General features: G+C 64.0%; 21 protein-coding genes. 8 read left to right on the forward strand and 13 right to left on the reverse strand.

Annotation, left to right across the window (positions count from 1 at the left end):
* Positions 1 to 20 precede the first annotated feature (20 nt).
* The 3 genes from GKZ68_RS17855 to GKZ68_RS17865 all read left to right on the forward strand — a co-directional run bounded on the left by GKZ68_RS17855 (position 21) and on the right by GKZ68_RS17865 (position 4,239).
* The gene (locus GKZ68_RS17855; protein WP_173117173.1) at positions 21 to 1,691 is read left to right on the forward strand and encodes a M28 family peptidase; all 1,671 of its coding nucleotides are present in this window, start codon (positions 21 to 23) and stop codon (positions 1,689 to 1,691) included.
* A 75-nt stretch (positions 1,692 to 1,766) separates the two neighbouring features.
* Complete coding sequence (locus GKZ68_RS17860; RefSeq protein ID WP_173117175.1) at positions 1,767 to 3,143, forward strand: lactate utilization protein B; 1,377 nt, start codon at positions 1,767 to 1,769, stop codon at positions 3,141 to 3,143.
* A 34-nt stretch (positions 3,144 to 3,177) separates the two neighbouring features.
* A complete protein-coding gene (locus GKZ68_RS17865; RefSeq protein ID WP_173117177.1) occupies positions 3,178 to 4,239 on the forward strand; it encodes a hypothetical protein in 1,062 nt (353 codons plus the stop codon).
* A 36-nt stretch (positions 4,240 to 4,275) separates the two neighbouring features.
* On the opposite strand, the gene sdaAA is transcribed toward GKZ68_RS17865, so the two are convergent.
* The 3 genes from sdaAA to GKZ68_RS17880 all read right to left on the reverse strand — a co-directional run bounded on the left by sdaAA (position 4,276) and on the right by GKZ68_RS17880 (position 6,232).
* Complete coding sequence (gene sdaAA, locus GKZ68_RS17870) at positions 4,276 to 5,172, reverse strand: L-serine ammonia-lyase, iron-sulfur-dependent, subunit alpha (RefSeq protein WP_173117179.1); 897 nt, start codon at positions 5,170 to 5,172, stop codon at positions 4,276 to 4,278.
* 174 nt (positions 5,173 to 5,346) lie between these two features.
* On the reverse strand, positions 5,347 to 5,808 hold the full coding sequence (gene msrB, locus GKZ68_RS17875; protein ID WP_173117181.1) for a peptide-methionine (R)-S-oxide reductase MsrB: 462 nt from the start codon (positions 5,806 to 5,808) through the stop codon (positions 5,347 to 5,349).
* 67 nt (positions 5,809 to 5,875) lie between these two features.
* The gene (locus tag GKZ68_RS17880; protein ID WP_173117183.1) at positions 5,876 to 6,232 is read right to left on the reverse strand and encodes a helix-turn-helix domain-containing protein; all 357 of its coding nucleotides are present in this window, start codon (positions 6,230 to 6,232) and stop codon (positions 5,876 to 5,878) included.
* Between the two features lie 193 nt (positions 6,233 to 6,425).
* Between GKZ68_RS17880 and GKZ68_RS17885 the strand changes: the two genes are divergently transcribed.
* The gene (locus GKZ68_RS17885) at positions 6,426 to 7,538 is read left to right on the forward strand and encodes an NADH:flavin oxidoreductase (protein ID WP_173117185.1); all 1,113 of its coding nucleotides are present in this window, start codon (positions 6,426 to 6,428) and stop codon (positions 7,536 to 7,538) included.
* A 90-nt stretch (positions 7,539 to 7,628) separates the two neighbouring features.
* On the opposite strand, the gene GKZ68_RS17890 is transcribed toward GKZ68_RS17885, so the two are convergent.
* The gene (locus tag GKZ68_RS17890; RefSeq protein WP_173117188.1) at positions 7,629 to 8,168 is read right to left on the reverse strand and encodes an alpha/beta hydrolase; all 540 of its coding nucleotides are present in this window, start codon (positions 8,166 to 8,168) and stop codon (positions 7,629 to 7,631) included.
* Positions 8,169 to 8,213: 45 nt separating this feature from the next.
* Between GKZ68_RS17890 and GKZ68_RS17895 the strand changes: the two genes are divergently transcribed.
* Positions 8,214 to 9,758 carry an NAD(P)H-hydrate dehydratase gene (locus tag GKZ68_RS17895; RefSeq protein WP_173117190.1) on the forward strand — a complete coding sequence of 515 codons (1,545 nt, stop codon included), beginning with the start codon at positions 8,214 to 8,216 and terminating at the stop codon, positions 9,756 to 9,758.
* Positions 9,759 to 9,764: 6 nt separating this feature from the next.
* Here GKZ68_RS17895 and GKZ68_RS17900 read toward each other — a convergent pair whose 3' ends face one another.
* The 5 genes from GKZ68_RS17900 to pafA form a co-directional block, all read right to left on the reverse strand.
* Entirely contained in the window at positions 9,765 to 10,430 is a 666-nt protein-coding gene (locus tag GKZ68_RS17900; protein WP_173117192.1) for a porin family protein, read from the reverse strand.
* Between the two features lie 205 nt (positions 10,431 to 10,635).
* The gene (locus GKZ68_RS17905; RefSeq protein ID WP_254244059.1) at positions 10,636 to 11,916 is read right to left on the reverse strand and encodes a lipopolysaccharide assembly protein LapB; all 1,281 of its coding nucleotides are present in this window, start codon (positions 11,914 to 11,916) and stop codon (positions 10,636 to 10,638) included.
* A 119-nt stretch (positions 11,917 to 12,035) separates the two neighbouring features.
* Entirely contained in the window at positions 12,036 to 12,896 is an 861-nt protein-coding gene (locus GKZ68_RS17910) for a hypothetical protein (protein ID WP_173117193.1), read from the reverse strand.
* A 179-nt stretch (positions 12,897 to 13,075) separates the two neighbouring features.
* A complete protein-coding gene (locus tag GKZ68_RS17915) occupies positions 13,076 to 13,624 on the reverse strand; it encodes an inorganic diphosphatase (protein WP_173117194.1) in 549 nt (182 codons plus the stop codon).
* Positions 13,625 to 13,698: 74 nt separating this feature from the next.
* Positions 13,699 to 15,399: an alkaline phosphatase PafA gene (gene pafA, locus GKZ68_RS17920; protein WP_173117195.1), complete on the reverse strand. Its 1,701-nt coding sequence runs from the start codon at positions 15,397 to 15,399 to the stop codon at positions 13,699 to 13,701.
* A 435-nt stretch (positions 15,400 to 15,834) separates the two neighbouring features.
* Between pafA and GKZ68_RS17925 the strand changes: the two genes are divergently transcribed.
* Positions 15,835 to 16,344 carry a DUF4468 domain-containing protein gene (locus tag GKZ68_RS17925; RefSeq protein WP_173117196.1) on the forward strand — a complete coding sequence of 170 codons (510 nt, stop codon included), beginning with the start codon at positions 15,835 to 15,837 and terminating at the stop codon, positions 16,342 to 16,344.
* Between the two features lie 255 nt (positions 16,345 to 16,599).
* Here GKZ68_RS17925 and GKZ68_RS17930 read toward each other — a convergent pair whose 3' ends face one another.
* Positions 16,600 to 17,127: a 3-hydroxyanthranilate 3,4-dioxygenase gene (locus GKZ68_RS17930; protein WP_173117197.1), complete on the reverse strand. Its 528-nt coding sequence runs from the start codon at positions 17,125 to 17,127 to the stop codon at positions 16,600 to 16,602.
* Between the two features lie 93 nt (positions 17,128 to 17,220).
* On the opposite strand from GKZ68_RS17930, the gene GKZ68_RS17935 reads away from it, so the two are divergent.
* The gene (locus GKZ68_RS17935; protein WP_173117198.1) at positions 17,221 to 19,011 is read left to right on the forward strand and encodes a hypothetical protein; all 1,791 of its coding nucleotides are present in this window, start codon (positions 17,221 to 17,223) and stop codon (positions 19,009 to 19,011) included.
* A gap of 71 nt (positions 19,012 to 19,082) precedes the next feature.
* Here GKZ68_RS17935 and GKZ68_RS17940 read toward each other — a convergent pair whose 3' ends face one another.
* The gene (locus tag GKZ68_RS17940; protein WP_173117199.1) at positions 19,083 to 20,951 is read right to left on the reverse strand and encodes a hypothetical protein; all 1,869 of its coding nucleotides are present in this window, start codon (positions 20,949 to 20,951) and stop codon (positions 19,083 to 19,085) included.
* 39 nt (positions 20,952 to 20,990) lie between these two features.
* The gene (locus GKZ68_RS17945) at positions 20,991 to 21,548 is read right to left on the reverse strand and encodes a hypothetical protein (protein WP_173117200.1); all 558 of its coding nucleotides are present in this window, start codon (positions 21,546 to 21,548) and stop codon (positions 20,991 to 20,993) included.
* A gap of 118 nt (positions 21,549 to 21,666) precedes the next feature.
* Between GKZ68_RS17945 and GKZ68_RS17950 the strand changes: the two genes are divergently transcribed.
* Positions 21,667 to 22,392 (forward strand): glycosyltransferase family 2 protein, encoded by a 726-nt coding sequence (locus tag GKZ68_RS17950; RefSeq protein WP_254244060.1) that lies wholly within the window; start codon positions 21,667 to 21,669, stop codon positions 22,390 to 22,392.
* Positions 22,393 to 22,403: 11 nt separating this feature from the next.
* On the opposite strand, the gene GKZ68_RS17955 is transcribed toward GKZ68_RS17950, so the two are convergent.
* Positions 22,404 to 23,129, reverse strand: a complete 726-nt coding sequence (locus GKZ68_RS17955; RefSeq protein ID WP_173117205.1) for a bifunctional 2-polyprenyl-6-hydroxyphenol methylase/3-demethylubiquinol 3-O-methyltransferase UbiG — start codon at positions 23,127 to 23,129, stop codon at positions 22,404 to 22,406.
* Positions 23,130 to 23,206: the final 77 nt, after the last annotated feature.

Raw genomic sequence — 23,206 nt, forward strand, 5'->3', positions numbered from 1 at the left:
ATTGCTGCCTTTCCGTTTTTATGAAATACCTCGCCCTCGCCGCCGCGCTAGCCTTGCCCGCGTCGCTGCTCGCCCAAACGCCCACCAAGGTTAAAGCCAAGCTCAAGCCAGGCAGCCCGGTCGCCAGCCCCGGCGTGCGGCCCCACGCGCCCCTGCCGGCGCCGCCCGCCGACTATGCCGTACCCTACGCCGACCGCTACATTACGCAGGAGCACCTGCGCCGCGACCTCTCGGTGCTGGCTTCCGACGAGTATGAGGGCCGTGAAACCGGCACCAAGGGCCAGAAAATGGCCGCCGCCTACATCAGTCAGCAGTTTAAAGACGACAGCCTGCAAGCACCCGTGGCGGCCAATGCCGCCAACCCTTACCTCCAGCCCTTCAGCCTGGAGCGCAGCGCCTGGCAGCCGGGCGGCACGCTCACGGTAGGCGGCAAGGCCTACGAATGGCTGAAGGATTTTTACGCCTTCGGCCGCTCGCCCTTCGAGCAGGCCACGGCCGTGCAGCCGGTGTTTGTGGGCTACGGCATCGAGCAAGGCGATTATTCCGATTACAAAGGCCGCGATGTGAAGGGCCAGGACGTTATCGTGCTGCTAGGCGAGCCGCGCACGGCCGAGGGTAAGTCGGTACTCAGCCCGGATGGCAGCGCCACCAAGTGGGGCGTCGATTTCCGGGCCAAGGCGGCGCTGGCCGCGCAAAAGGGCGCCCGCAGCATTTTCTTCGTGACTCAGGAGCCGGCCGACCGGTTTGAGAAAGCAACCGCCCGGCTAGCCCCCCGCGTGATGCAGCCCACCATCGCGGCTGCCGAAACCGGCAACGGCCGGGCGCCGGCGTTCTTCCTCTCGCCCGCATTGGGGCTGAAAGTGCTGGGCACTAACGCCGCCGCCTTGCAGCAATACGCCACCGCTACGGCCGCCGCCCGGCAGCCGGGGGCTAGCAAACTTAAGCCCGTGAAGTTCAGCATCAGCGCGCCGCAGCAGCGCTCGGCCGTGACGACAGAAAACGTGCTGGGCTTTTTGCCGGGCACCAATTTGAAGGACGAAATCGTGGTGATATCGGCGCACTACGACCACCTGGGCATCATCGGCGGGCAGGTGTACAACGGCGCCGACGACGACGGCTCAGGCACGGTGGGCATGCTCAGCATCGCGCAGGCCTTTGCCAAGGCTAGCCGCAGTGGGCACGCACCGCGCCGCAGCATTTTATTTCTGGCTAACACGGGCGAGGAGAAAGGCCTGCTAGGGTCGGAATACTACACCGACCACTCAGTATTTCCGCTGGCTAACACGGTGACGGACTTGAACATCGACATGATAGGCCGCACCGACGCGGCCCACGAGGGCAAGCCGAATTACGTGTACGTGATTGGCTCGGATAAGCTGTCGTCGCAATTGCACGAAGCCTTGCAAACGGCCAACCGTCAGCACGGCAACCTCGACCTCGACTTTCGCTTCAACGACCCGGCCGACCCCAACCGGTTTTACTACCGCTCCGACCACTACAACTTCGCCAAAAAGGGTATTCCGGTGGCGTTTTTCTTCAGCGGCGTGCACGCCGACTACCACGAGGCTAGCGACGAGATTGCCAAGATTGAGTTTGACAAGCTGGAGGCGCGGGCGCGGCTGGTATTTTTCCTGGCCTGGGATCTAGTGAATCGTGATGCGCGGCCGGTGGTAGATTCGAATAAGCCGTAACTTTAAGCGAAGCGCGGGCAGGATAGGCACTACGCAGCTCTTGGCCGCGCTTTCTTTTTTGCCCCGTTGCGCGCCATGTTAACCAAAGCCACTGCCTTCCAGACCGACGCCGAAGCCAAAGCCTTCGACCTCGAGCACCGCCGTAAAATCCGGTTCAACATCGGCAAGTACGACGCGGCCGTGAGTGTTGGTATGCAGCACTATACCGACCACGAGCTGGCCCGCGCCCGCGCCGCCTACCTCAAGGCGCAGGTGCTCGAAAAGCTGGATGAGTACCTGCTGGAGTTTGAGAAAAACTTCACCGCTAGGGGTGGCCGCGTGGTGTGGGCCAACACGGCCGAGGAAGCCCTGGCCGAAATCGGCCGCCTCACCGCGGCGCGGGGCGCGCGCACCGTGGTGAAAGCCAAGAGTATGACCACCGAGGAAATTCACGTCAACAAGTATTTACAGGGCCGGGGCGTAGAATCGGTAGAAACTGACCTGGGCGAGTATATCGTGCAGCTCAACGGTGAGCGGCCCTACCACATCGTGACGCCGGCCATGCACCTGAGCAAGGCCGACATTGCCAACATCTTCGTCAAGCACCTCGGCATCGCGCACACCGACGATGCCCAGCAGCTCGTACTCACCGCTCGGCACCTGCTCCGCGATAAATACACTTCGGCCGAGGTGGGCATTACGGGTGGCAACTTCTTGATTGCCAAGGAAGGCGGCGTGGCCGTGACCGAGAACGAGGGCAATGCGCGCCTCTCGGCGACGTTTCCGGGCCTGCACATCGCGGTGGTGGGCATCGAGAAAATTATTCCGCAGCTTACTGACCTCGACCTGTTTTGGCCCTTGCTCAGCACCAGCGGTACCGGCCAGCAAGTCACGGTGTATAATACCGTATACTTCGGTCCGCGCCAGCCCGGCGAGCCCGACGGGCCGGAGGAAATGGTCGTTATCCTGCTCGACAACGGCCGCACCAACCTGCTAGCCCGGCCCGACCGCCGCGAGGCGCTGCGCTGCATCCGCTGCGGGGCCTGCCTCAACGTATGCCCGGTGTACAAAAATATCGGCGGCCACACCTACGAAACGACTTATTCGGGCCCCATCGGCTCGGTCATCAGCCCCCACTTGAGCGGGCTGAAAGAGCACCAGCACCTGAGCTTTGCCAGCAGCCTGTGCGGGGCGTGCACCAGCGTGTGCCCGGTGCGCATAAATTTGCATAACCTCCTGCTGCTCAACCGCCAGCAGAGCGTGGCCGAGGGCCACAATACAGCGCTCGAAAAAACGGCCATCGGCCTCTGGCGCTGGAGCATGCGCCACCGCTGGGCGCTCGACGTGCTGCCCGGCCGCCTCAAAGATTTCAGCCTCGGCTACCTGCTCGACCAGGCCGGCTGGCGCCGCCGCCGCGAAAGCCTCAAGGTAGCCGATAAGTCGTTTCGGCAGTTGTGGCAGGCTAGCCACTAGCAGCGTTTTGCGGGGCTAGTTCGTACAACGGGCCATGTCATCACTTGTGGAGTATGGGTTGCGCCTGCTGGCGGGGCTAGCCGGCGGCTGGCTCGTTATTACCACCGTGTCGGGGGCCATTCGTTCGTTTGTGCTGCCGCGCAATGAGTCGGTACGGCTCAATGTGTTCGTTTTCAGTGGAGTGCGGGCCTTGTTTGATTTTGCGGCGCGGCGGGCCAGCAACTATGCCCGCCGCGACCGCATCATGTCGCACTACGCACCGGTGGGGCTGGTGGCACTGCCCATCGGCTGGCTGGCGCTGGTGGGGCTGGGCTACACCGGCATCTACTGGGCCCTGGGTGTCGAGGATTTTACCAAAAGCTACGAGCTGAGTGGCAGCTCCTTGCTCACGCTGGGTACTGCTAAGCAAAATGGCTTTGTTATCAACGTGTTCAGCTACTCCGAGGCCACGCTGGGCTTGCTGCTGCTCACGCTGCTCATCTCGTATTTGCCCACTATTTACCAGGCGTTTTCGCGGCGCGAAATAATAGTGGCCCAGCTGGAGCTGCGGGCTGGTATTCCCACCTCGGCCTGCGGGCTGCTGCGCTGGCTAGGGCACGACCAGAGCTTTGAGAACGACGATGCGCAGTGGCTGACTTGGGAAAAGTGGTTTGTCGAGATTGACGAAAGCCACACCTCGCTGCCGGTGCTGGCGTTTTTTCGCTCGCCCCAGGCCGGGCGCTCCTGGGTCACGGCCGCCGGCCTCATCCTCGACGCGGCCAACCTGCTGTTTTCGGCGCTCGATGTGCCACGCTCGCGCCAGGTCGAGCTTACCTTCGTGGCCGGCTGCCTGGCGCTCAACCGCATTCACCGCTTTTTCGATGAAAAATCGGGCACCGAGCCCGCCGAGCTGCGCTCCGAAATCGAGCAGGAAAACGCCACGCCCGACCGCCGTAAATTTGCCCTGGCCTGGCAAGACCTGCGCGCCGCTGGCCTGCCCCTGCGCCCCAGCGAAGAGGAAGCCTGGCGGCACTACACCGAGCGCCGTCAGCGCTACGCCGAAGCGCTCGATTTTCTGGAAAAGCTGTTGATGGCACCCAACCCGGCCAGTAAATAAGCCTGGCCAGCGCCGCGCAGCGACTGTGGTGGGGGCTTACTCGTCGGGCAGGATGTTCACGTCCTGCACCAGCACCATTTTCTCGATTTCGCGGCCGCGCCGGGTGTTGGCCAGCCCGCCCAGGGCGGTTTCCTTGTAGCGGGTTTCCATGCTCTGGCCCACCTCGCCGAGGGCCGCCACGCACTGGTCGACCGGGATAACCGGGTCGACGCCCGCGATGGCAATCTGGGCCGACGAAAACGCGATGGCCGCCGCCGAGGCGTTGCGCACCACGCACGGCACTTCCACTAGCCCCGCCACGGGGTCGCACACCAGCCCGAGCATGCACTGAATGGTAATGGCCACGGCCGCAAACGTCTCCTCGACCGAGCCGCCCAGGCAGTACACAATAGCCCCGGCGCCCATCGCGGCGGCCGAGCCGGTTTCGGCCTGGCAGCCGCCCACGGCGCCGGCCAGCGAGGCATTCTGCTCGATGATGAGCGCGATGCCGGCCGCCACCAGCAGGCCCTCCAGGATTTTGCGGTCGTTGAGGTGGTGGATTTTTTGAATCGTAGTGAGCACGCCCGGCAAAATGCCCGAGGCGCCCGCCGTGGGCGCGGCCACCACGCGGCCCATGCACGAATTCACTTCCTTAGCCCCTAGCGCACTCACAATCAATTGCTTGAACTCAGGCGAAAGCACCGTGACGGGCGAGGCGGCAATCTTCTTGGCCCCGTTGTTTATCATGCCCGAGCGCGAGGTCATGTTGCCGGTCTGGCCCTCGTGCACGGCGGCGCGCATCACATCATAAGCCCGCTGCAGGGTGGGCCAGATGGCGGCTTCGGTCGCACCCTTCTGGTCAATTTCGTAAGCCAGCACGGGCTGAAAGAGCGGCTCGCCGGTGGCGGCGCAGTGCGCCTGCCAGGAAGCAAAGTCGGTGAAGAGCAAGGACATAAAAGGGGGTGGGATAGGGCAGGAAAAAAAATAGCAGAATTAAAGATAAAAAAGAACGTCATGCTGAGCCTGTCGAAGCGTCCCTCCGTGCCGCTAGGGTGTCGTGCGGGAGAGATGCTTCGACAGGCTCAGCATGACGTTCTTGGGGGCGTAAAGCCCGGTGGCTGGCCTGTGCTAGGCGGCCGGCTCCTTGGCCGTCACCAGCTTGATGCTGGCCGAGTTGATGCACAGGCGCAGGCCGCTGGGCGGCGGGCCGTCGGGGAAAACGTGGCCCTGGTGGGCGTCGCACACATTGCAGAGCACTTCCACGCGGGTCATGCCGTAGCTGGTGTCTTTCTTGTACTTGATGGCGGCCTCGTCCACGGGCTGCGTGAAGCTGGGCCAGCCGGTGCCGCTCTCAAACTTGGTGCGCGAGTCGTAGAGCGGGGTGCCGCAGCACACGCAGGCGTACAGGCCGGCCTCGTGGGCCTCGCAGTACTCGCCCGTAAAGGCGCGCTCGGTGCCGTGCTCGCGGGTTACGTGGTACTGCTCGGGGGTGAGCTGGGCGCGCCACTCGGCGGGCGTTTTCTCCACGCGGTGGGGCGGAGTGGGGGCGCCGTGGTTGGCCAGGCGGATAACGTCGTTCCAGGTTTGCATATCGGGTTGGTTGGGTAAGCTGCCTCTAGAAACGCATGCTGGCCCGCGAAAGTTGAATGCCGCCCCGCTATACTGCGGCAGTGGCCGGCACCTCGGCCTGCTGGCTGCGCAGGTAGTGCGTGCGGCCCCAGGCATACAGGGCGTCGAGCACGGGCTGCAGCGTGCGCCCGTAGGTGCTGAGGCAATACTCGACGCGGGGCGGCACCTCGGCATACACCTGGCGCTGCACAATGCCGTCCTGCTCCAGCTCTTTAAGCTGCTGGGTCAGCACTTTCTGCGAGCAGCCCACCAGCCGCTGCAGGGCGCCGAAGCGCAGCGTCTGGTCGCGCAGGTGCAGCAGAATACTGGTTTTCCACTTGCCGCCTACCATGCTTACGCTGGCCCCGATGGCGCAGCCGTACAGCTGGGCTACTTTATTTTCCATGTTAAAATATTGATTAACAACAATAGTTTCCAAAAAGTGGTAGCCTTACAAAAAGGTGCCTACTTGACAAAAGTACGGTAGGCCGCCCACCTTTGCAGCCTCAACCAGCCTGGCTGCGGCCAGCTGGCGCCCGCAGTTATTACTTATCTGGCGGCTGGCCCGGGTGCGGGCCCCGCCGCTCTAATGCATGTTTATGGAATCGAATGCTTTGTTTACCGGCTTCCGGTTGAAGTCGCTTCAGCTGCCCAACCGGATTGTGATGGCCCCGATGACGCGGGAGTTTTCGCCCGCGGGCGTGCCCGGCCCCGAAGTGGCTGCCTACTACCGCCGCCGCGCCGAGGGCCAGGTAGGCCTGATTTTGTCGGAAGGCACCGTAGTGGAGCGCCCGGCCTCCTCCAATACCCCCAACGTGCCGCATTTCTACGGCGAGCGGGCCCTGGCCGGCTGGCAGCACGTTATCGACGAAGTGCACCAGGCGGGCGGCCACATGGGGCCGCAACTCTGGCACATGGGCCTGATTGGCAACCATATGTCGGGGCAGTTTCCCGGCTGGAAGGCCGACCAGCAGGAGGGCCCTTCGGGCTTGCTAAAGCCCGGCACCCCGGCCCCCGGCCGCGCCATGACCGAGGCCGACATTGCCGACACGATAGCCGCCTTTGGCCAGGCCGCCGCCGATGCCCAGCGCCTGGGCTTCGACTGCCTGGAGCTGCACGGGGCGCATGGCTACCTCATCGACCAGTTTTTCTGGGCCGGCGTGAACGAGCGCACTGACCGCTACGGCGGCCCCAGCCTGCCCGAGCGCAGCCGGCTGGCCGGGGAGCTGGTGCGCGAGGTGCGCCGCCGCGTGGGCTCCGATTTTGCCATCATCCTGCGCCTCTCGCAGTGGAAGCAGCAAGACTACACCGCGAAGCTGGCCGCCACGCCCCACGAAATGGAGGCTTGGCTAGCCCCGCTGGCCGAGGCGGGCGTCGATATTTTTCACTGCTCGCAGCGCCGGTTCTGGGAGCCGGAATTTGCCGGCTCCGACCTCAACTTTGCCGGCTGGGCCAAGAAGCTCACCGGCCAGGCTACCATCACGGTGGGCTCGGTGGGCCTCAGCAGCGACTTTATGGGCGCCTTTGCCGGGCAGTCGTCGGCCCCCTCCTCGCTCGATGAGCTGCTGCGCCGCCTCGACCGCCAGGAGTTTGACCTGGTGGCCGTGGGCCGCCCCCTGCTGGCCGACCCCGACTGGGCCGAGAAAATCCGTGCGGGCCACGCCGGTGAATTGCAAGGCTTCAGCGCCGCTGCGCTAGGCACCCTTTATTAAGCTCAGCGTAAGCAAAAGAGAAATTGGGCTGGTAGGGAAGGGCAAAGCTGCCTGCCCACCGGCCCAACGTGTGCCGGGGTCACTCGGTGGCTAGGCCCACGCTTGCAGCAGCGCCAGCCCCGCCGGCCAGTCGCCGTGGCCGCTGGCCGCGTTGATGTGGCCGGCATCGCCAATAGTCACCAGCTCGCTGCCCCAGGCCTCGGCAAACTGCCGGGCGCGGTTCAGCGTCGCCCATTCGTCGGTAGTGCTAGCCACCACTTTGCTCGGGAAGGGTAGCCGCTGCAACGGCATGGGGCCGAAGCCGGTGGGCGGAAGCGTAGCGAAGCTCGCCGTTTCTACGTCAACGGGCGCCACCAGCAGCGCGCCTTTGATGCGGTGGCCGTAGGTAGCGGCCCAGTGCGCCACCGTGATGCAGCCCAGGCTGTGCGCGATGAGCACCACCTGGCTGAGGTCTTCGCCGGCCAGGGCCTGCTCCAGGGTTTCGACCCACTCGGCGCGGTCGGGAAAGTCCCACTCGCGCTGTTGAATGCGGGTGAAATCCGGGTTTTGGCGCTCAAAATAGGTCTGCCAATGGGCGGGGCCGGAGCTGCCCAGGCCGGGCACAATAAAAAAGCGGGTGGTTTTTTGCATGGCCGAAAATAGCCTCTGGGCCGCTTCCTGCGTAAAATCTGCCCTATGAAACTCCTCTCCGCCGCCCAAATCCGTGAGCTTGACCAGGCTACCATCCGCGAGCAGCGCACCACTTCCACGGCCCTTATGGAGCGCGCGGCCAACGCGCTGGCCGGCTGGCTCTACCAGCACTACACCCCGGCCGAGGCGGGCGAAATCCTGCTCCTGTGCGGCCCCGGCAACAACGGCGGCGACGGCCTGGCCCTGGCGCGCCTGCTGTACTTGGCCGGCTACGCCGTGCGGCTAGGCCTGCTGCCCGCCGCCACCTACTCCGACGACTACGAGTACAACCACCACGTGCTGCCCAAAGTCATTGCCATTCAAGAGCTCAGCGCCGACAAGCTGCCCGAGATTCAGCCCGGCACGCTGGTGATTGATGCCCTGTTCGGCACCGGCCTCAGCCGCCCGCTCGCGGGCGTGGCCGCCGCCGTGGTGCAGCACCTCAACGACAGCCAGGCCCGCGTGGTGGCCATCGACCTGCCCAGCGGCCTGCTGGCCGACGCGCCCCAGCCCGACCCCCAGGCGCCCGTGGTGCAGGCTAGCCATACCATCAGCTTCGGGCTACCTAAGCTGGCTTTTTTGTTGCCGCAAAATGCTGGTTACGTGGGCGAATGGCACGTGGTGGACATTGGCCTGAGTCCCGATTTTATTGCGCAAGCCGACACGCCCTGGCACTTTACGCGGATGCCGGGCACCGGCGGCTTCGATGCGGCCCTGGCCGCCCAGCAGCCCGATGTGGCGCTGCCCCGGCGCGGTAAATTTGCCTACAAAAACACCTTCGGTCATGCCCTGCTGCTGGCGGGCAGCCGGGGCAAGGTGGGCGCGGCCGTGCTGGCTGGCGGGGCCTGCCTGCGCGGCGGCGTGGGCCTGCTCACGGTAGCGGTGCCGGGCTGCGGCTACGACATCATCCAAACCACCCGGCCCGAGGCCATGTGCCTGCCCGACCCGCAGGCCGATTTTATCAGCCTATTGCCGGACTTGAAATCGTACCAGGCAGTGGGTATCGGCTCCGGCCTGGGCCAGCAGGAGGCTAGCCGCGCCGTGCTCGAAAAGCTGCTGCGCGAAGCCAGGGTGCCGCTCGTCATTGACGCCGACGCGCTCAACCTGCTCGGCGAGCACCGCGAGCTGCTAGCCCTGCTGCCCAAAAACACGGTGCTCACGCCCCACATCGGCGAGTTTACGCGCCTCACCTCAACCGCCCGCGACGACTACCACCGCCTGGAGCTGCTGCGCGAGTTTACTCGGCAGCATCAGTGCGTAGTCATCCTGAAAGGGGCCTACACGGCCGTGGGCGCGCCCGATGGCCGGGTGTACTTCAACAGCACCGGCAACCCTGGCATGGGCACCGGCGGCAGCGGCGACGTGCTCACGGGCCTGGTGCTGGCCCTGCGCGCCGACCAGCGCCTCGGCCCGGTGCTGGCTGCCCGCCTGGCCGTGCTGGCCCACGGCCACGCCGGCGACCTCGCCGCCCGCGAAACCGGTGAGGCCGGGCTGGTGGCCGGCGACCTGGTGCAGCACCTGGGCCCGGCGCTGGCGGCGCTCACCCGCTAGCCTTGCCTAGTGCCAGGGCAGAAGGTAGCTGGCCTGTATTTGCCCGCTCAGGCTGTGGGCATTTGGGTAGCCGTAGTTGCTGGACAGGCCATCGTGCGACTGGCTGAAAAAGGTGTCGCTGTAACGCAATTCGAGGCCGGCGCCGCAGTGCCAGCGGTAGCCCACGGCCGCCACCGCCGAAAACTCCCAGCGCCGGTAGTAGCGCAGGTCGGTATTAATAGTTTCGGTAGGGCCGAGCGGCACGCCCGCTGGCGAAACCTGCTGAGAATGATACGTATTGCGCACCTGCACCAGGTAACCGGCCTGCGGCCCCACGGCGGCAAAGAAGCCGCCACGCGCGATGCCCAGCAGCAGCGGCAGCTTGAGATAGTCGGAGCGAAACCTAGCGTCATACTCCGTTGCGGGATGGCTTAGCCGGTAGCCTTGCTGGCTGTACAGCAGCTCGGGCTGCAAAAACCAGCGCTGCGCCGCGCCGAGCGGCACCGTGGCAAACACCCCGCCCATGCCGCCCACCAACGGCGAAACCTTAGGGTCGCCGCTGGTGCCGGGGCCGACAATGGTGGAAAGCGTAGCGCCAGCCTTGAGGCCAAAGCGGACCGGCTGGCCCGTTTGGGCCTGGCTCAGCACCGGGGCCGCCAGCAGCCCAAGTGCAAATAAGCTAACTGTTTTCATACTGTGTTACTAAAAAATAACTTCTTATGACACAAGGATATAAATAAGGGCCGATAGGTTGCAAGGTGCCAGCTTACCCACGCAATGCTTAGGTCCCTTACCAGTGGTCGTGAAGGCACACGCTTGGTGCCGCTCCACTGGGCTCGCGCAGCCGCAGCACCAGCTACGCGCAAAATACTTGCTTGCTATAAAAGGTTGACTTGGCTTATTGCGGATGCTCGCGGAGCCAGTCGCGGGCTTCGAGGTATTCTGCCTCGCCGGTGTCGCTTTGCTCAAGCACGGCGCGGTAGTAGCGGCGGGCCGAGGCGGGGTCGCTGCTTTGCAGGGCCAGCCGGGCCAGCCCGGCTTCGGCAAAAATATAGTAGCCTTGCTTGGCCATGCCGGCCTGCTCGGAGTAGGCCATGCAGCGCTGGTAGTAGTCTTTGGCCTGGGGCAGGTCGTGGTATTTGTATTGCATCAGGTAGCCCATAATGTAGGTGGCCGCCCGGCCCGCGTAGGCTTCGTAGCCTACCTGGCCAGCCGCGTACTTGTGCAGCACCGAAAGGCTGGCCGCCTCGCTTTCCTCAAACTTGCCGAGCTTAAAGCACAGCTTGGCATAGTCGAGCTGAAAGCGGGAGTTGTCGGGAAACTGCGTGGCGAGCTGCCGGGCCAGCTCGTAGGCGGCCGGCAGCTGCTTTTCGCGGTTGCTACTGAGGATAGTGACCAGAAAAAAATTAGCCTCCGTACCGGTGTAGAACGCCGTGCGGCCCACTTCCCGCAGCTGGGCCAGCCCACGCTCACGGTCGCCCTTCGGGAAGAAAAACAGTACTGGCCGCAGCCACTTGTACTCCTCGGCTATCCACACGGCGTAGTAGTTAAATAACCCTTCGCCGAAAAGAAACTCGCTGCTTAAGCTGTTGGCTTCCTTACTTTTTTCGAGGTAGATGAGGGCGCGGCGGCTAGCCACGGTGGCTTTGCGCCAGTTGTGGCGCTCGGCGTGCAGGCGGGCCTCCATGCCGTAGGCGGCCGATAGAAAAAAACAGGCCTCGTAGTTGTGCACATCGGCCTTGTAGAGGGCTGCGGCGCGGGTCTGGGCCGTGTCGAGGTAAGCCAGAAAGCGCTGGTCGTAGTGGGTATCGGTGGCGCTGCTGGGCATCATGCGCCACCAGGTGCTCAGGCCCAGCAGAAAATAAGCCATCGGGTGCTGCGGGTAGCGCCGCTGCAACGAGTGAAACTGCTTATCGGCTTTGTCAAACTTGAAGTTGTACAAATTCTGCACCGCGCCGCCCAGCTCCAGCTGAATGTCCTTGTCGAGCAGCAGCCAGCCCGTGATGTCGAGCGCCTGCGGCACGGCGCGCACGCTGTCGAGCGCAATCTCGCGCATCGGTGGCACGGGCGGGGCAACCGGCTTTTGGGGTTGGGCACAGGCCGGCCGGCTGCCGATAAGTAAGCCAAGGACTAGCAAGCTGCCCGTCAGGCAGCGGCACAGAAAAGAAGGGCTGTTCATGAGCGAACCGGCAAGAGGCTGGGGTGGGGCTGCTATTAAAGCTACTCTATTTTGCTTTAGATAGTTGCTGGCCCAGGCCAAGTTAGCGGTGCCGCTAGGGTGCTGGTGGCGAAAAATCTTTACAATACAAAATAGGCCGCCGCCTGCACCAGTAATATCCCATCCGTGACGAGGGCAAAAAAATAGTCGCCCCGGCTTTCGTTGGCAGTCAGCACTACGGCAGCGGCGAGCCCGGCCGGCAGCAGCACCGCCAGCATGCTCGCCTCGCGGGCCAGGCCCAGCACCACCGCCCCAGCCAGAAATACCAGCGATACGGCCCGGGCCCCGCCCACGCCCAGCAGCACCGGAAATGTGCGCAACCCCATGGCACGGTCGCGGCTATAATCGCGGATGTCGAACACAATGGCCAGGGACGTGACCAGGCAAAACCGCTGCCCCGCCAGCCCAGGCACCGCGGCCAGGGGCTGGTGCAGCGCCAGCGCCGGCAGGCCCACCGTCACGGCCGTCCACACCCCGGCAATGAGGAACACTTTGAGCAGTGGCACCTCGCGCACGGCCCGCCAGCGGCCCCGCCACGGCAGCACCGGCCACGAGTAGCCGATGGCCAGCGCCGTCAGCGGCAGCAGCACCGGCAAAAAACGCACCCAGCCATCGGCCAGTAGCAGGTAAGCACCCGATAGCGCCGCCGCGCCGGCCAGCGCCAGCAGCGCCGGGCGGTGGCGCTGCTGCCAGGCCTTGCGCCCCGACGTGCCAGCCGGCTGCCGGTACTTAAAGGGCAGCGCGGCATCGAGGTTATAGGTGAGCAGCGTGGCCGCAAATACCAGCACCACCACGTGCAGCCCGGCCGCGCTGCCTGCCAGGGCCGGCCACAGCCGCAGGGTAGCCGCCGTTTGGGCGGCAGCGGCGGCGGCTAGCCACACACTGCTGAACAGCAGGGCATCGAGCAGGCGCAGGGGCAGGGTGCGGCGGGCGGCGGGCATGAGCTAGGAGCGCGAAACGAAGAAGTCAGAAACGACTTGTTAAACTAAAGAACGTCATGCTGAGCCCCGCGAAGCATCGCGTCCGCGCCGCTAGGGTTGCTACCACTAACGAGGCGAGCGCGATGCTTCGCGGGGCTCAGCATGACGTTCTTTTTGTAAAAAGCCGAGCTAGCCTACGGCTATTTCTTGTCGCCGCCAAACGTCTCTTCGTAGAGCTTGATGCTGTCGTTGATGATGCGGTAGGCTTCCTCGCGGCCCAAAAACTGCTTTACCTCTACGTGCTTTTTTTCCAAGGCTTTATAATCCTCAAAAAAGCGCTGCATTTCGAGCATCATGTAGGGCGGCAGGTCGGCCAGCTCGTTGTAGTGGTTCACGCTCACGTCGTGGGCAGCCACGGCAATGATTTTGTCGTCTTCCTCGTCCTGGTCGAGCATCTGCATCACGCCAATAACCTTGGCCTCAACGAGGCACATGTGCGGAATATCCACCGAGCACAGCACCAGGATGTCGAGCGGGTCTTTGTCGTCGCAATACGTTTGGGGAATGAAGCCATAGGCCGCCGGGTAGTGCACGGCCGAAAACAGCACGCGGTCGAGCTTAAGCAGGCCGCTTTCTTTGTCGAGCTCGTACTTGCCTTTGCTGCCTTTCGGGATTTCGATGACGCCGGTAACGGTCTGGGGCAGGCTGTCGCCGCGCGATACGTCGTGCCAGGGGTTAAATTGGGCCACTGTAAGTAGGGGAGGGGAATGAATGAGAGTTGGAAAACAGAATAACGTAAAAAAGTCCGCGAGCGCCGAAATAACTATTTCAACAGCTCCTGAAGCGGCGCACCGCTGCACCCGCTAGGCTCCTGAATGTGCAAATAACGGGCAACCGTGGGCGCGATGTCCACGATTTTAACGTCGGCGCTCGACTCGCCGTGGGGCACGTGCCAGCCCCACCACAGCAGCGGCACGTGGGTATCGTAGGCCCAGGATACGCCGTGCGTGGTGCCCTTAATAATGGGGTAGCTGTAGGCTTCGAGCCAGCCTGGTGACATCACAAACAGCACGTCGCCCGAGCGCGGCGCGTAGAAGCCGTTGGCCTGGTACATGCTCAGGCCCACCGGCCAGGCGTTGCGCTGCAAGTCGGTGGCCGAGATGGCCTGCGCAATGTGCGGCTGCTGGCGCAGGATTTCGGCTACCTCGTTTTGCACCTTGGCCATTTCCAGCTTTTTCTGGGCCAGCAGGTCGCGGTTGAGGTAAACCTGTTGGTTTTCAAAGTCGAGTATCCACTGGCCGGGGCCGTGGGCGTGCACCAGGGCGCGCTGCACCGAGTCGCGCAGCGCCGCCATGCTCAGGCCGCCGCCCGGCAGGTGGTGCGCTTCCAGAAAGCCGGCGGCCTGGTCGGCGGCATGGTCGGCGGTCAGAAACACGAGCGCCTGGCCCTTGCCCACCTGCCGGTCGAAGGCATCGAGCACCCTGGCCAGGTCGCGGTCGAGGCGCAGGTACGTGTCCTCGGTTTCGATGGCCGTGGTGCCAAACTGGTGGCCCACGTAGTCGGTGCTGCTAAAGCTCAGGGTCAGAAAATCGGTGAAGCCGCGCTGGCCCAACTGCTCCTGGCGCAAGGCTTCGAGGGCAAAGTCAGCGGTGAGCGAGTTGCCGAAGGGCGTCGAGCGAATGAGGTCGAGGTTGCGCGTGGGCGCGGCTGGCTGTTTCTCGCCCGAGGCCTTTTCGGTGGCCTTGACGGCGGCCGGGGGCACGGCGCTCAGGCTAGGCAGGTCGTGCGGAAAAACCGGCTTGGCCTCGCCCTTAAAGGCGGATTCCCAGGGCACGTCGTCGGGCGTGCTTTCGGTGTACTCGGCAATGGGCAGCAGCGTGTTCCAAGGCTGGGCCAGGTACTCGGCGGCGTGGCCGGCGGCGTTAAACTTAGCGACCCACTCGGGCAGGGCCGGAGTGTAGAAAGTGCTCGTAATAAAGCCGCCATTGGTGCCATCGTACCAGTAGGCGGCGTTGGCGGCGTGGCCGGCGGGCAGGATGCTGCCCCGGTCTTTAATGCACACCCCAATCACCTTGCTCTGAAAATTGGTGGCTAGCCGTAGCTCGTCGGTGATGGTGGTCGACAGGTTGTGGCGCGGCGACATCTGGCCGGCCGCTGCGGTGCCGCCCACGGCCTGCACAGTTTTGTCGTCGGTGACGTAAGTGACTTTGCCCGTTTCGCGCTCAAACCAGTTATTGCCCACAATGCCGTGGGTGGCCGGCGTGGTGCCCGTAAACACGCTCGTGTGGCCCGGCCCGGTGTAGGTAGGCACGTAGTTGTAGTGGCAGCTCTCGTAGCTAAATCCTTCGCCTAACAAACGCTTAAAGCCCCCGCTGCCCAGCTTATCCCAGTAGCGGTAGAGGTAGTCGTAGCGCATCTGGTCTACTACGATGCCCACCACCAGCTTGGGCCGCGCCAGGGACGGCCCTTTTTTCTGCGCCAGCGCTGGCAAAGCCAGCAACAGCAGCAATCCAAGTTTTTTCATGCGAAAGCCCATAAAAGCGGCCCGCAAAGATACCAGCCGGCCGCCGCGCCGCGGTTCACATTTCTCTCGCGGGGTGCACTTCCGCGCTCTCGAACTGGGCAGCAACTCGCGCACGCCAGCCGGCAAGATGGTTATTGGGGGTGTTCTCGTCCTTCAATCAGCATGGGCGCGAGAATAACCAGCAGAAGAGTTTGGCGGGTATTGCCCTGGCCAAGCAGCAGGGCGAGTACCTGGGCCGGCTAGGCATGACACGGAGAAGGCCGCTAAGGTGGTGAAGGGGCTGGCTAAGGGGGTATCGGTCGCGGAGATTGTTACCCTGACTGGCATCAGCCGCGCCAGCGTCAAGCGCTATCGCCAGGAAATAGCCAGGCCTCTCTAAGCTAGGAGCACAGGACTTCATCAGCTAGGCTGGGTATCACCTGTATTTTAGGGCTTATGAAAAGCTATTGGTTACTTCTGCTTCTGGGCTGGCTGGTGCCAGTTGCCAGTTGGGCGCAGGAAGCGCCCGCCGTCTTCGCTACTGCTCCTCCGGCCAGGGCCGATAGTTTGGTGCAGGCCCTGCGCTACCAACGGGTGGAGGTCGTAGCGGGGGCCTCGGCCGACGAGCTGTACGCCCGCGCCCGCGAATGGGTCGCCCTCACCTTCGAGGATACCCACCAGGTACTGCAATTGGAAGACGCTTCGCGCCATCTGCTGCTCGGCAGCGGCTACACGCAGGCCCAGGGGCGGCGCCCAAACGGAACAGTTAAAAGCACGGTGCCCCTGTGGTTCCGCTTCCGCATTGAAGCGCGGCCCGGCCGCTACCGCGTGGAATTTACCGACTTTGGGGCGGTGCGCGGCTTTCAGGGGGGCAATATGCCGCGGAAGGCATTGCGTTCTGGCTGCGCAACAGCTACGCTACCCGCACCGCCAGTACGCGCCATAGCGAGCCGGGACAAAGTCTGACCACGACGATGGAAGACAGCAGCGCGCGTACCGCGACGATGGTAAAAGAGGCCATCGAGCGGGCGGTAGGCGACTTATTGAGGAGCCTGCACCAAGTAGAGGTGGCGCCACCAGCGACCTGGTAGGCGTCAGAAGTAATAGTCAATCAACTACTTGTGGTGGAAAACTGCCACGCTTTTCGACTGCTCAAGAAGCAGTTGAGATATAGCTGCTGCCTCACAAGACTTGTTATGTGAGGCGATTTTTTCTGGATTCTTACCCCACCTTAGCCGGGGCCTCCATGTACGTGCCGCATACCTTGCAGGTGCGCAGGTCATCGTTGGCCCAGAAGCGGTCCATAATGGGCGGCAGCTGGGCCACGATGTCGGTAATCTCGGCGTATTCCTCGTAAAGCTTGTGGCCGCAGTTTTCGCAGTACCACTGGAAGCCGTCGAGCTCGCCGGCCGTGCGGTAGCGCTCCAGCACCAGGCCCACGGTGCCGGCCGGGCGGCGCGGCGAGTGCGGCACACCGGGCGGCAGCAGAAACATATCGCCGGGGCCGATAATGATGTCTACCGGCCGGCCATCCTCGATAATCTTGACGGTCATCTCACCTTCGAGCTGCCAGAATAGCTCCTCGCCCTCATCCACGTGGTAGTCCTTGCGGGCGTTGGGGCCGCCCACCACCATCACGATAAAGTCTTTGTTATCCTTGAAAACCTGCTGGTTGCCCACGGGCGGCTTCAGCAAATGGCGGTGCTCAGCAATCCACTGCTGAAAATTGAAGGGACGGGCGACGGGCATGGCTAACGGCGAAAAGGAGATAAGCGCAAAGCTAGCTACCGCGCTACGGCTACTTTTGTTGGGGCCGGGCCGGGTGGCTAGCCCCTTTCTGGAATGCCAAATTTCCCTTCTGCCAGCCCCACTAACACCCTGCGCGGGCGCGGCCTGCTGCTGGCCGGGCTAGCCTACGCGGCGCTGTATGGCTGGTTTTCGTGGCCGCTGGGGCGCGAGTGGAGCACGGCCTTCGTGGGCAATCCGCACAGCGACGCCAACCAGTACATCTGGAACGTCTGGAATTTTCAGCGCCAGGCGGCGGCCGGCCACAATCCATTTTATACGCCGCTGCTGCTCTACCCGCAGGGCACCAGCCTGTGGCTGCACACCTACACGCCGGTGCTGGGGGTGCTCAACCTGGCGCTGCACCAGGAGTTCTGGGCCGTGAACCTGGGCCTGCTGCTGAGCTTCGTGCTGAGCGGCGTAGGGGCAGCGCGGCTGGCTGGGCGCTGGGTGCGGCAGCCGCTGCTGTGTGGGCTGGTGGGGTTCGCGTTCGCGTTTTCGCCCTTCAAGCTGGCGCATTGGCCCGAGCACTACCACGTGCTGCTTACGGCCACCGTGCCTTTCTATATCATGGCGTTTCTGGACGGGCTGACTTTTGAGCCGGGCCGCTGGGTGCCGCGCGTGCGCAGCCGGCAGCAGGTGGCGTGGGCCATTTTTTTATTGCTAATAACCTTGCTGAGTGATTATTACACCCTAGCGGGCCTGCTGTGGTTTTCGGCGGGCTACGCCGCGTGGTGGGCCTGGCGGCTGGGCGCTATCAGCTGGCGGCGCTGGCAGCCCTGGGCGGCGCTGGTGGCGATTTTCGTGCTAGGGCACTTCATTTCGCGGGGCCTGGCGCTGGTTGGGCTCGACGATAAGGCGGGCGTGTGGTGGGGCGGCGACCTGGCCGGCTACGTGGTGCCGCCCAATGGCAGCCGCTGGCTAGCCACCCCCGCCACGCGGGCTCTCTGGCAAAGCCCGCGCTTCCATAATCCGGCTTCTACCGAGAATGTGTCGTTTTTGGGTTATCTGCTGCCGCTGCTGGCGCTGGGGCTGGCAGTAGCGGCGTGGCGGCGCCCCGCCGCCGCGCCCCGCCCGCCCGCCGAAACCCGGCCGTTCTGGTTTTTGCTGGCGCTGTTTGTGCTGCTCACCATGCCCGAGCTGCGCTGGCAGGGTAAAGACCTGCTGCGGATGCCCACGAGCATCGTGCACTTTGTGCCGTTTATCAACAACATTCGCTGCCCCGTGCGCTACGTCATGCTGGCTTCGCTGCTGCTGCCGCTGGCGGCCAGCATTGGCCTCGATGGTTGGCTGCGGCGCTGGCCGGCGGCCGGCCGCTGGGTGGTGGCCGGGGCGCTGCTGCTGGGCGTGCTGGTCGAGTTTCAGCCCACGGCCTACCCGCTCATCCGGGCGGCCGACGTGCCCACGGCTTACCGCGTGGTGGCTGCCAGCGCCAGCCCGGTCGTATTTCCCATTCCGCTGGGACTGCTCGACGGCTACCGGCAAGTGGGCCACATGGATGCGCAGGAGCTGTTTTACCAGACTGTGCACGGCAAAGCGCTGCGCGGCGGCTACCTCTCGCGGGTGCCGGCTGCCACGTTTGCGGCCTTTGCCCACGAGCCAGTGCTGCGCACGCTGCTGCTAGCCCAGGAGCACCCCGATTCATTGGCCCTCCGGCCCGCGCCCACGCCGGCCGAGGTGCGGGCGTTCCGGCAGCGCTACCCGGCGGCGATATTCGTGGTGTACCCCGCGCAAAAAGGCCAGCCGGCGCATCAGCTGCTGCAACGCTGGCTGCTGCCGGCCGGCTACGTCGAGCAGGTGGTGCCCGATTACGTTGGCGATTACGTGGTGCTGAAGCCGGGGAAATAGCTGGTGAGTAGCAACTTGGCTATCATTATTTCGCCGGCTCGCAATGACAGCCGGGTTTTATAGCTCACTACTCACTCTGATTTTTCCTCCATCGCCGTGGCTTCCACGTCATCGACGAAGCAGCCGGCGCCGTTTTCGTTGAGGGTGTACACCTTGAGCACGTCGGTGGGCAGCACGTCGGCGGGCAGGGGCGCGTCGAAGTAGATGTGGTTCCAGGTAAGGTTCCGGCAGCCGGGGTTCTGGAGGCGGGCGCCGTACCAGGCCAGGTTCTGGCCGTTGCGCTCTACGCTCATTACCAGCTTGTTGCCCCAGGCACCGTAGTCGGAGAATACCCGGCAGGCGGCGCGCACGTACTCGCCGCCGTGCAAGCCGGCGGCCCCCAGTGCCACCGTGAAAGCCGGACTATAGGCGTGGCTCCCGTCGGCGTGAAACGACTGCCGGCTGTAGTAGCCCTGCCCGGCGCTGATGCCGGTGGCAGCATCGGCGGGCAGCTGGTCGAAGTCGAGCTTGCCCAGCGAGCGGGGCCGGTAGTGGCGCTCGGCGCGGGGCAGGCTAGCCGGCACGTCGAGCTGCGCATAGTCGGCCTGAGTGGGCGATATTTTGCCAAAGATGGCGAAGTAATAGCGCCGGTTCATGTCCTCGGCGTCGATAATGGCGTTTTGTATTTGCCAGTGTTGCAAGAGGTTGAGGTCGATGAGCAGCACGGTTGCCACGGCCGCCGTGGCCTGCCACAGCCGCGCCCGGCCGGGCGCCAGCACCCAGGCCACGGCCGCCGCCCAGGGCAGGCCCAGCACGGCGTAGCTCTGCACCAGCGCCCGCTGCCCCAGGCTGCCGCCATACCACCAGATGTCCCAGGCCGACACCACCCACAGATTCAGCAGGAAATAGGCTAGCGCCGGCACGGCCAGCCCCCGGTGCCGCCGCCACAGCGGCCCGAAGCCCGCCAGCACTAAAATTAACAACGGCGAATACACCAGCCAGCCCTTGCGGAAGCTGAACAGCACTTTCAGTAAATGCGGCTTCAGAAAGCTAAAGTGCTGGTCGCCGTAGCTGTAAAACAGCCAGTGCCCCGTGGCCCAGTGCCAGTACAGCGCCTGTGGTAGCGCGCCCAGCAGGCCGCCCAGGGCCAGCAGCGCCACATCGGGCCAGCGCTGGCGCAGCAGCGCCAGCTTCTGGCGGGCGGCGGCCAGGCTACCCACGCCCCACAGCACCGGCACCACCGCCGCCACCGCCTCGGAGGGCCGGATGAGCACCAGCAGCCCCAGCGTGAGCCCGATGGCGAAGGCACCCGCCCGGCTCGGCCGCTCGTGCCAGCGCACCGTAAGCCACAGCAGCAGCGCGTAGCCGGCAAAGAGGTAGTTGTGGGTCATGGCCACGTCGAACACCGCGTACTCCAGAAAATTGGAGCCCAGCAGCAGCGTCACGAGCACCAGGGCCACCACCGCATCGGGATAGTAGCGCAGCAGCACCCGGCGCAGCAGCCCCATGCCCAGCAGCGCGTAGAGCATGCCGCCGAAGGCAATGGCCACCTGGTAGGGCGCCGAAAAGCCATCCTGCGGATAGCCTAGCCAGCCCGCCGCCCAGTGCCCCAGCCAGAAAAACGGCGTTTCGAGCACGGCCAGGCCCATCGTGTACTTCATCACGAGCTGCCCGGCGGGCGCGCCCGGCACCTGAAAGGCCTGGTAAAACGAGCTGCTGGGCCCGTACTCGCGCATGATGTCGGCCACGAAGGCCTGGTGCCCCAGGTCGTGGTAAATAAAGTGGGCCGGCAGGTAGAGGTAATACCCCATCGAGTCCCAGCTCAGGATGGCCAGCACGTTGTGCGTGTCCCAATAGGGCACCCACAGGCGCACCTGCACCATCAGAATAAACAGCACCAGCAGCGCCCCCAGCGACCAAGGGGCCCGCGCGGCGGGAGAAGCCAGCGAGCGAGCAGGCATAGCGAAAGCGAATCGAAAAAAGCGAAAGAAAAACGGCCGCTAGGGTCCCACGCGCCGCAGCGCCACGTCGTCGAGGTAAGTAGGCGAGGTGCCGGCGTCGTTCCACAAATACACCTTGAGGCGGTTGGCGCCGGCGGCCGTGGCGGGCAGGGTAAAGGGCAGCTTCACGGCCGTCCACTCGCCAAACTTGGGCACGGCCTCGGCCACCGGCAAGGCGGTGTAAAAGACCCGCGTTTCGTCGGTCGGGCTGGCATCGACCTGCACCACGAGGCGGGCCGTGCTGCCGGCTGCCGTGCGCAGCACCCAGCCCGTAAGCTCCAGCTGCTGCGGCACCTTACCAGGGCTAAGCTCCTCCAGGGTGCGCGCAAAGGTGTAGCTGAACGGCACTTCGGGGCTAGCCAGCACGGCCACGCGCCCGCCGTGGGCTTTGGCCGTAGTGAGCGAGGGCTGCGCCACGCCGCCCCAGCCGGCGCTGTGCTCAAAGTCGTTGTCCATGAGCACGGCCGCGTCGGGCGCGGTGGGGCCAGGGCCGCCGCAGGCACTCAGCAGCCCAAAAGCCGGGAAGCAAAGCAGCCGGCAAGCAGTAGAAAATCGCATGGTTAAACTTGGGAAAGCGATGGGGCACACTGCGCCAAATGTAAGCCCGATTTGGGGGCTGGCGGGTGCGTATGGCTGGCGCGCGGCTATCTTTGGCCGGCTTAATCCGCTTACGATTTTGGTTAAATTCGACACCCTGTCCATTGTGGTGCCCGTTTACAACGAGGCGCGGACCATCCACCAGATTCTGGATTTGCTGCGCGGGCTGCGCCTTACCCAAGATATTGCCAAGGAGATAATCCTGGTCAACGACTGCTCGACGGATAACTCGGGCGAGGTTATCCGGCAGTACGCGGCCACCTATCCCGAGCTGAACCTGCGACTGATGGAACACGCGGTAAATCAAGGCAAAGGGGCGGCATTGCACACCGGCATTCGGGCGGCTACCGGCGACTACGTCATCATTCAGGATGCCGACCTCGAATACGACCCCGAGGAGTATAACCTGTTGCTCAAGCCTATTCTCAAGGGCTTTGCCGACGTGGTCTATGGCTCGCGCTTCATGGGTGGGCAGCCGCATCGCATCCTGTTTTTCTGGCACAGCATCGGCAACGCCATCCTCACTTTCCTGTCAAACATGGTCACTGACCTGAACCTGACCGACATGGAAACCTGCTACAAACTCTTCCGGCGCGATATTATTCAGAATATGAATCTGGTAGAAAAGCGTTTCGGCTTCGAGCCCGAGGTGACGGCCAAGGTGGCCAGGGTGCCCAATGTGCGCATCTACGAAGTAGGCATCAGCTACTACGGCCGCACCTACGCCGAGGGCAAGAAAATAGGCTGGCGCGATGGTTTTCGAGCCATTTTCTGCATTCTTAAGTACGGGCTGCTGGGCGGCTAGCAGGCTTGGAATCAGGGTTTTTGCACCACGGCCAACACCGACTTGCCTAGCGCAAAGCCCGTCACGCGGTCGGCCAGGCGCGACACGGGTACTATCGTGCTGTCCCAAAATTTTATCTGGGCTAGCGTGGGGTAGGTTTGGCGCAGCAGTAGCTTATTAGCCGCCGAGGCCAGTAGGCCCACGCTATCGAGGTAAAGTAATTGCTGGATGCGGCTGCCGGCCGGCAACACCCGCCGCAGCATAGGCCGCGAGTAGCGCCGAAAATGCCCAATAGCTTGGTCGAATGGACTGAACAGCCACTGGTGGGCCGGCACCACGATGAGAATGGCCCCACCGGGTGCCAAACGGTCATAGGCCCGCCGTAGCTCGGCCGCGTCATCCTCAATGTGCTCAATCACATCAATATACAGAATGGCGTCGAACAAGCCCTCGCTAGCGGGCAGGTCGTCGAGCACGCCTACGTGCAGGCGGCAGCAGGCGGGCAGCTCGTGGGCGCGCAGCAGCTCGGCGATGCGGCCCGCCAAGGCCGCGTCGGGCTCCAGGCACAGCCAGTCGGCCTGGCTGCCATCGCAGAGGGTGCGCGTGGTGCCCCCAATGCCGGCGCCAACTTCCAGCACCCGGCCTTTCAAAAAAGGCCGCAGGCGGGCGCCATAGTAGGCTTTCCAGCGCGTGGCGTGCTCAAAGAGCGCCAGCTCGTCGCCGATATAGTGGGTTGCGTCGTTGGTAAGAGCTGACATGAGCGGAGAAAGAAGCGGGGGCCGACCGCAAAATGCGGCGGTGGGGCCGGCAAATATATTGCCAGCAGCTTAGCTTG

This window comes from Hymenobacter sp. BRD128 (genome assembly GCF_013256625.1).
In the GTDB taxonomy this organism is placed as follows: Bacteria; Bacteroidota; Bacteroidia; order Cytophagales; family Hymenobacteraceae; genus Hymenobacter.

Bases quoted from the DNA above. Each gene is read 5' to 3' on its own strand.
- GKZ68_RS17855 (WP_173117173.1), top strand. From the start codon at position 21: ATGAAATACCTCGCCCTCGCCGCCGCGCTAGCCTTGCCCGCGTCGCTG.
- GKZ68_RS17860 (WP_173117175.1), top strand. From the start codon at position 1,767: ATGTTAACCAAAGCCACTGCCTTCCAGACCGACGCCGAAGCCAAAGCC.
- GKZ68_RS17865 (WP_173117177.1), top strand. From the start codon at position 3,178: ATGTCATCACTTGTGGAGTATGGGTTGCGCCTGCTGGCGGGGCTAGCC.
- sdaAA (WP_173117179.1), bottom strand. From the start codon at position 5,172: ATGTCCTTGCTCTTCACCGACTTTGCTTCCTGGCAGGCGCACTGCGCC.
- msrB (WP_173117181.1), bottom strand. From the start codon at position 5,808: ATGCAAACCTGGAACGACGTTATCCGCCTGGCCAACCACGGCGCCCCC.
- GKZ68_RS17880 (WP_173117183.1), bottom strand. From the start codon at position 6,232: ATGGAAAATAAAGTAGCCCAGCTGTACGGCTGCGCCATCGGGGCCAGC.
- GKZ68_RS17885 (WP_173117185.1), top strand. From the start codon at position 6,426: ATGGAATCGAATGCTTTGTTTACCGGCTTCCGGTTGAAGTCGCTTCAG.
- GKZ68_RS17890 (WP_173117188.1), bottom strand. From the start codon at position 8,168: ATGCAAAAAACCACCCGCTTTTTTATTGTGCCCGGCCTGGGCAGCTCC.
- GKZ68_RS17895 (WP_173117190.1), top strand. From the start codon at position 8,214: ATGAAACTCCTCTCCGCCGCCCAAATCCGTGAGCTTGACCAGGCTACC.
- GKZ68_RS17900 (WP_173117192.1), bottom strand. From the start codon at position 10,430: ATGAAAACAGTTAGCTTATTTGCACTTGGGCTGCTGGCGGCCCCGGTG.
- GKZ68_RS17905 (WP_254244059.1), bottom strand. From the start codon at position 11,916: ATGAACAGCCCTTCTTTTCTGTGCCGCTGCCTGACGGGCAGCTTGCTA.
- GKZ68_RS17910 (WP_173117193.1), bottom strand. From the start codon at position 12,896: ATGCCCGCCGCCCGCCGCACCCTGCCCCTGCGCCTGCTCGATGCCCTG.
- pafA (WP_173117195.1), bottom strand. From the start codon at position 15,399: ATGAAAAAACTTGGATTGCTGCTGTTGCTGGCTTTGCCAGCGCTGGCG.
- GKZ68_RS17925 (WP_173117196.1), top strand. From the start codon at position 15,835: ATGAAAAGCTATTGGTTACTTCTGCTTCTGGGCTGGCTGGTGCCAGTT.
- GKZ68_RS17930 (WP_173117197.1), bottom strand. From the start codon at position 17,127: ATGCCCGTCGCCCGTCCCTTCAATTTTCAGCAGTGGATTGCTGAGCAC.
- GKZ68_RS17935 (WP_173117198.1), top strand. From the start codon at position 17,221: ATGCCAAATTTCCCTTCTGCCAGCCCCACTAACACCCTGCGCGGGCGC.
- GKZ68_RS17940 (WP_173117199.1), bottom strand. From the start codon at position 20,951: ATGCCTGCTCGCTCGCTGGCTTCTCCCGCCGCGCGGGCCCCTTGGTCG.
- GKZ68_RS17945 (WP_173117200.1), bottom strand. From the start codon at position 21,548: ATGCGATTTTCTACTGCTTGCCGGCTGCTTTGCTTCCCGGCTTTTGGG.
- GKZ68_RS17955 (WP_173117205.1), bottom strand. From the start codon at position 23,129: ATGTCAGCTCTTACCAACGACGCAACCCACTATATCGGCGACGAGCTG.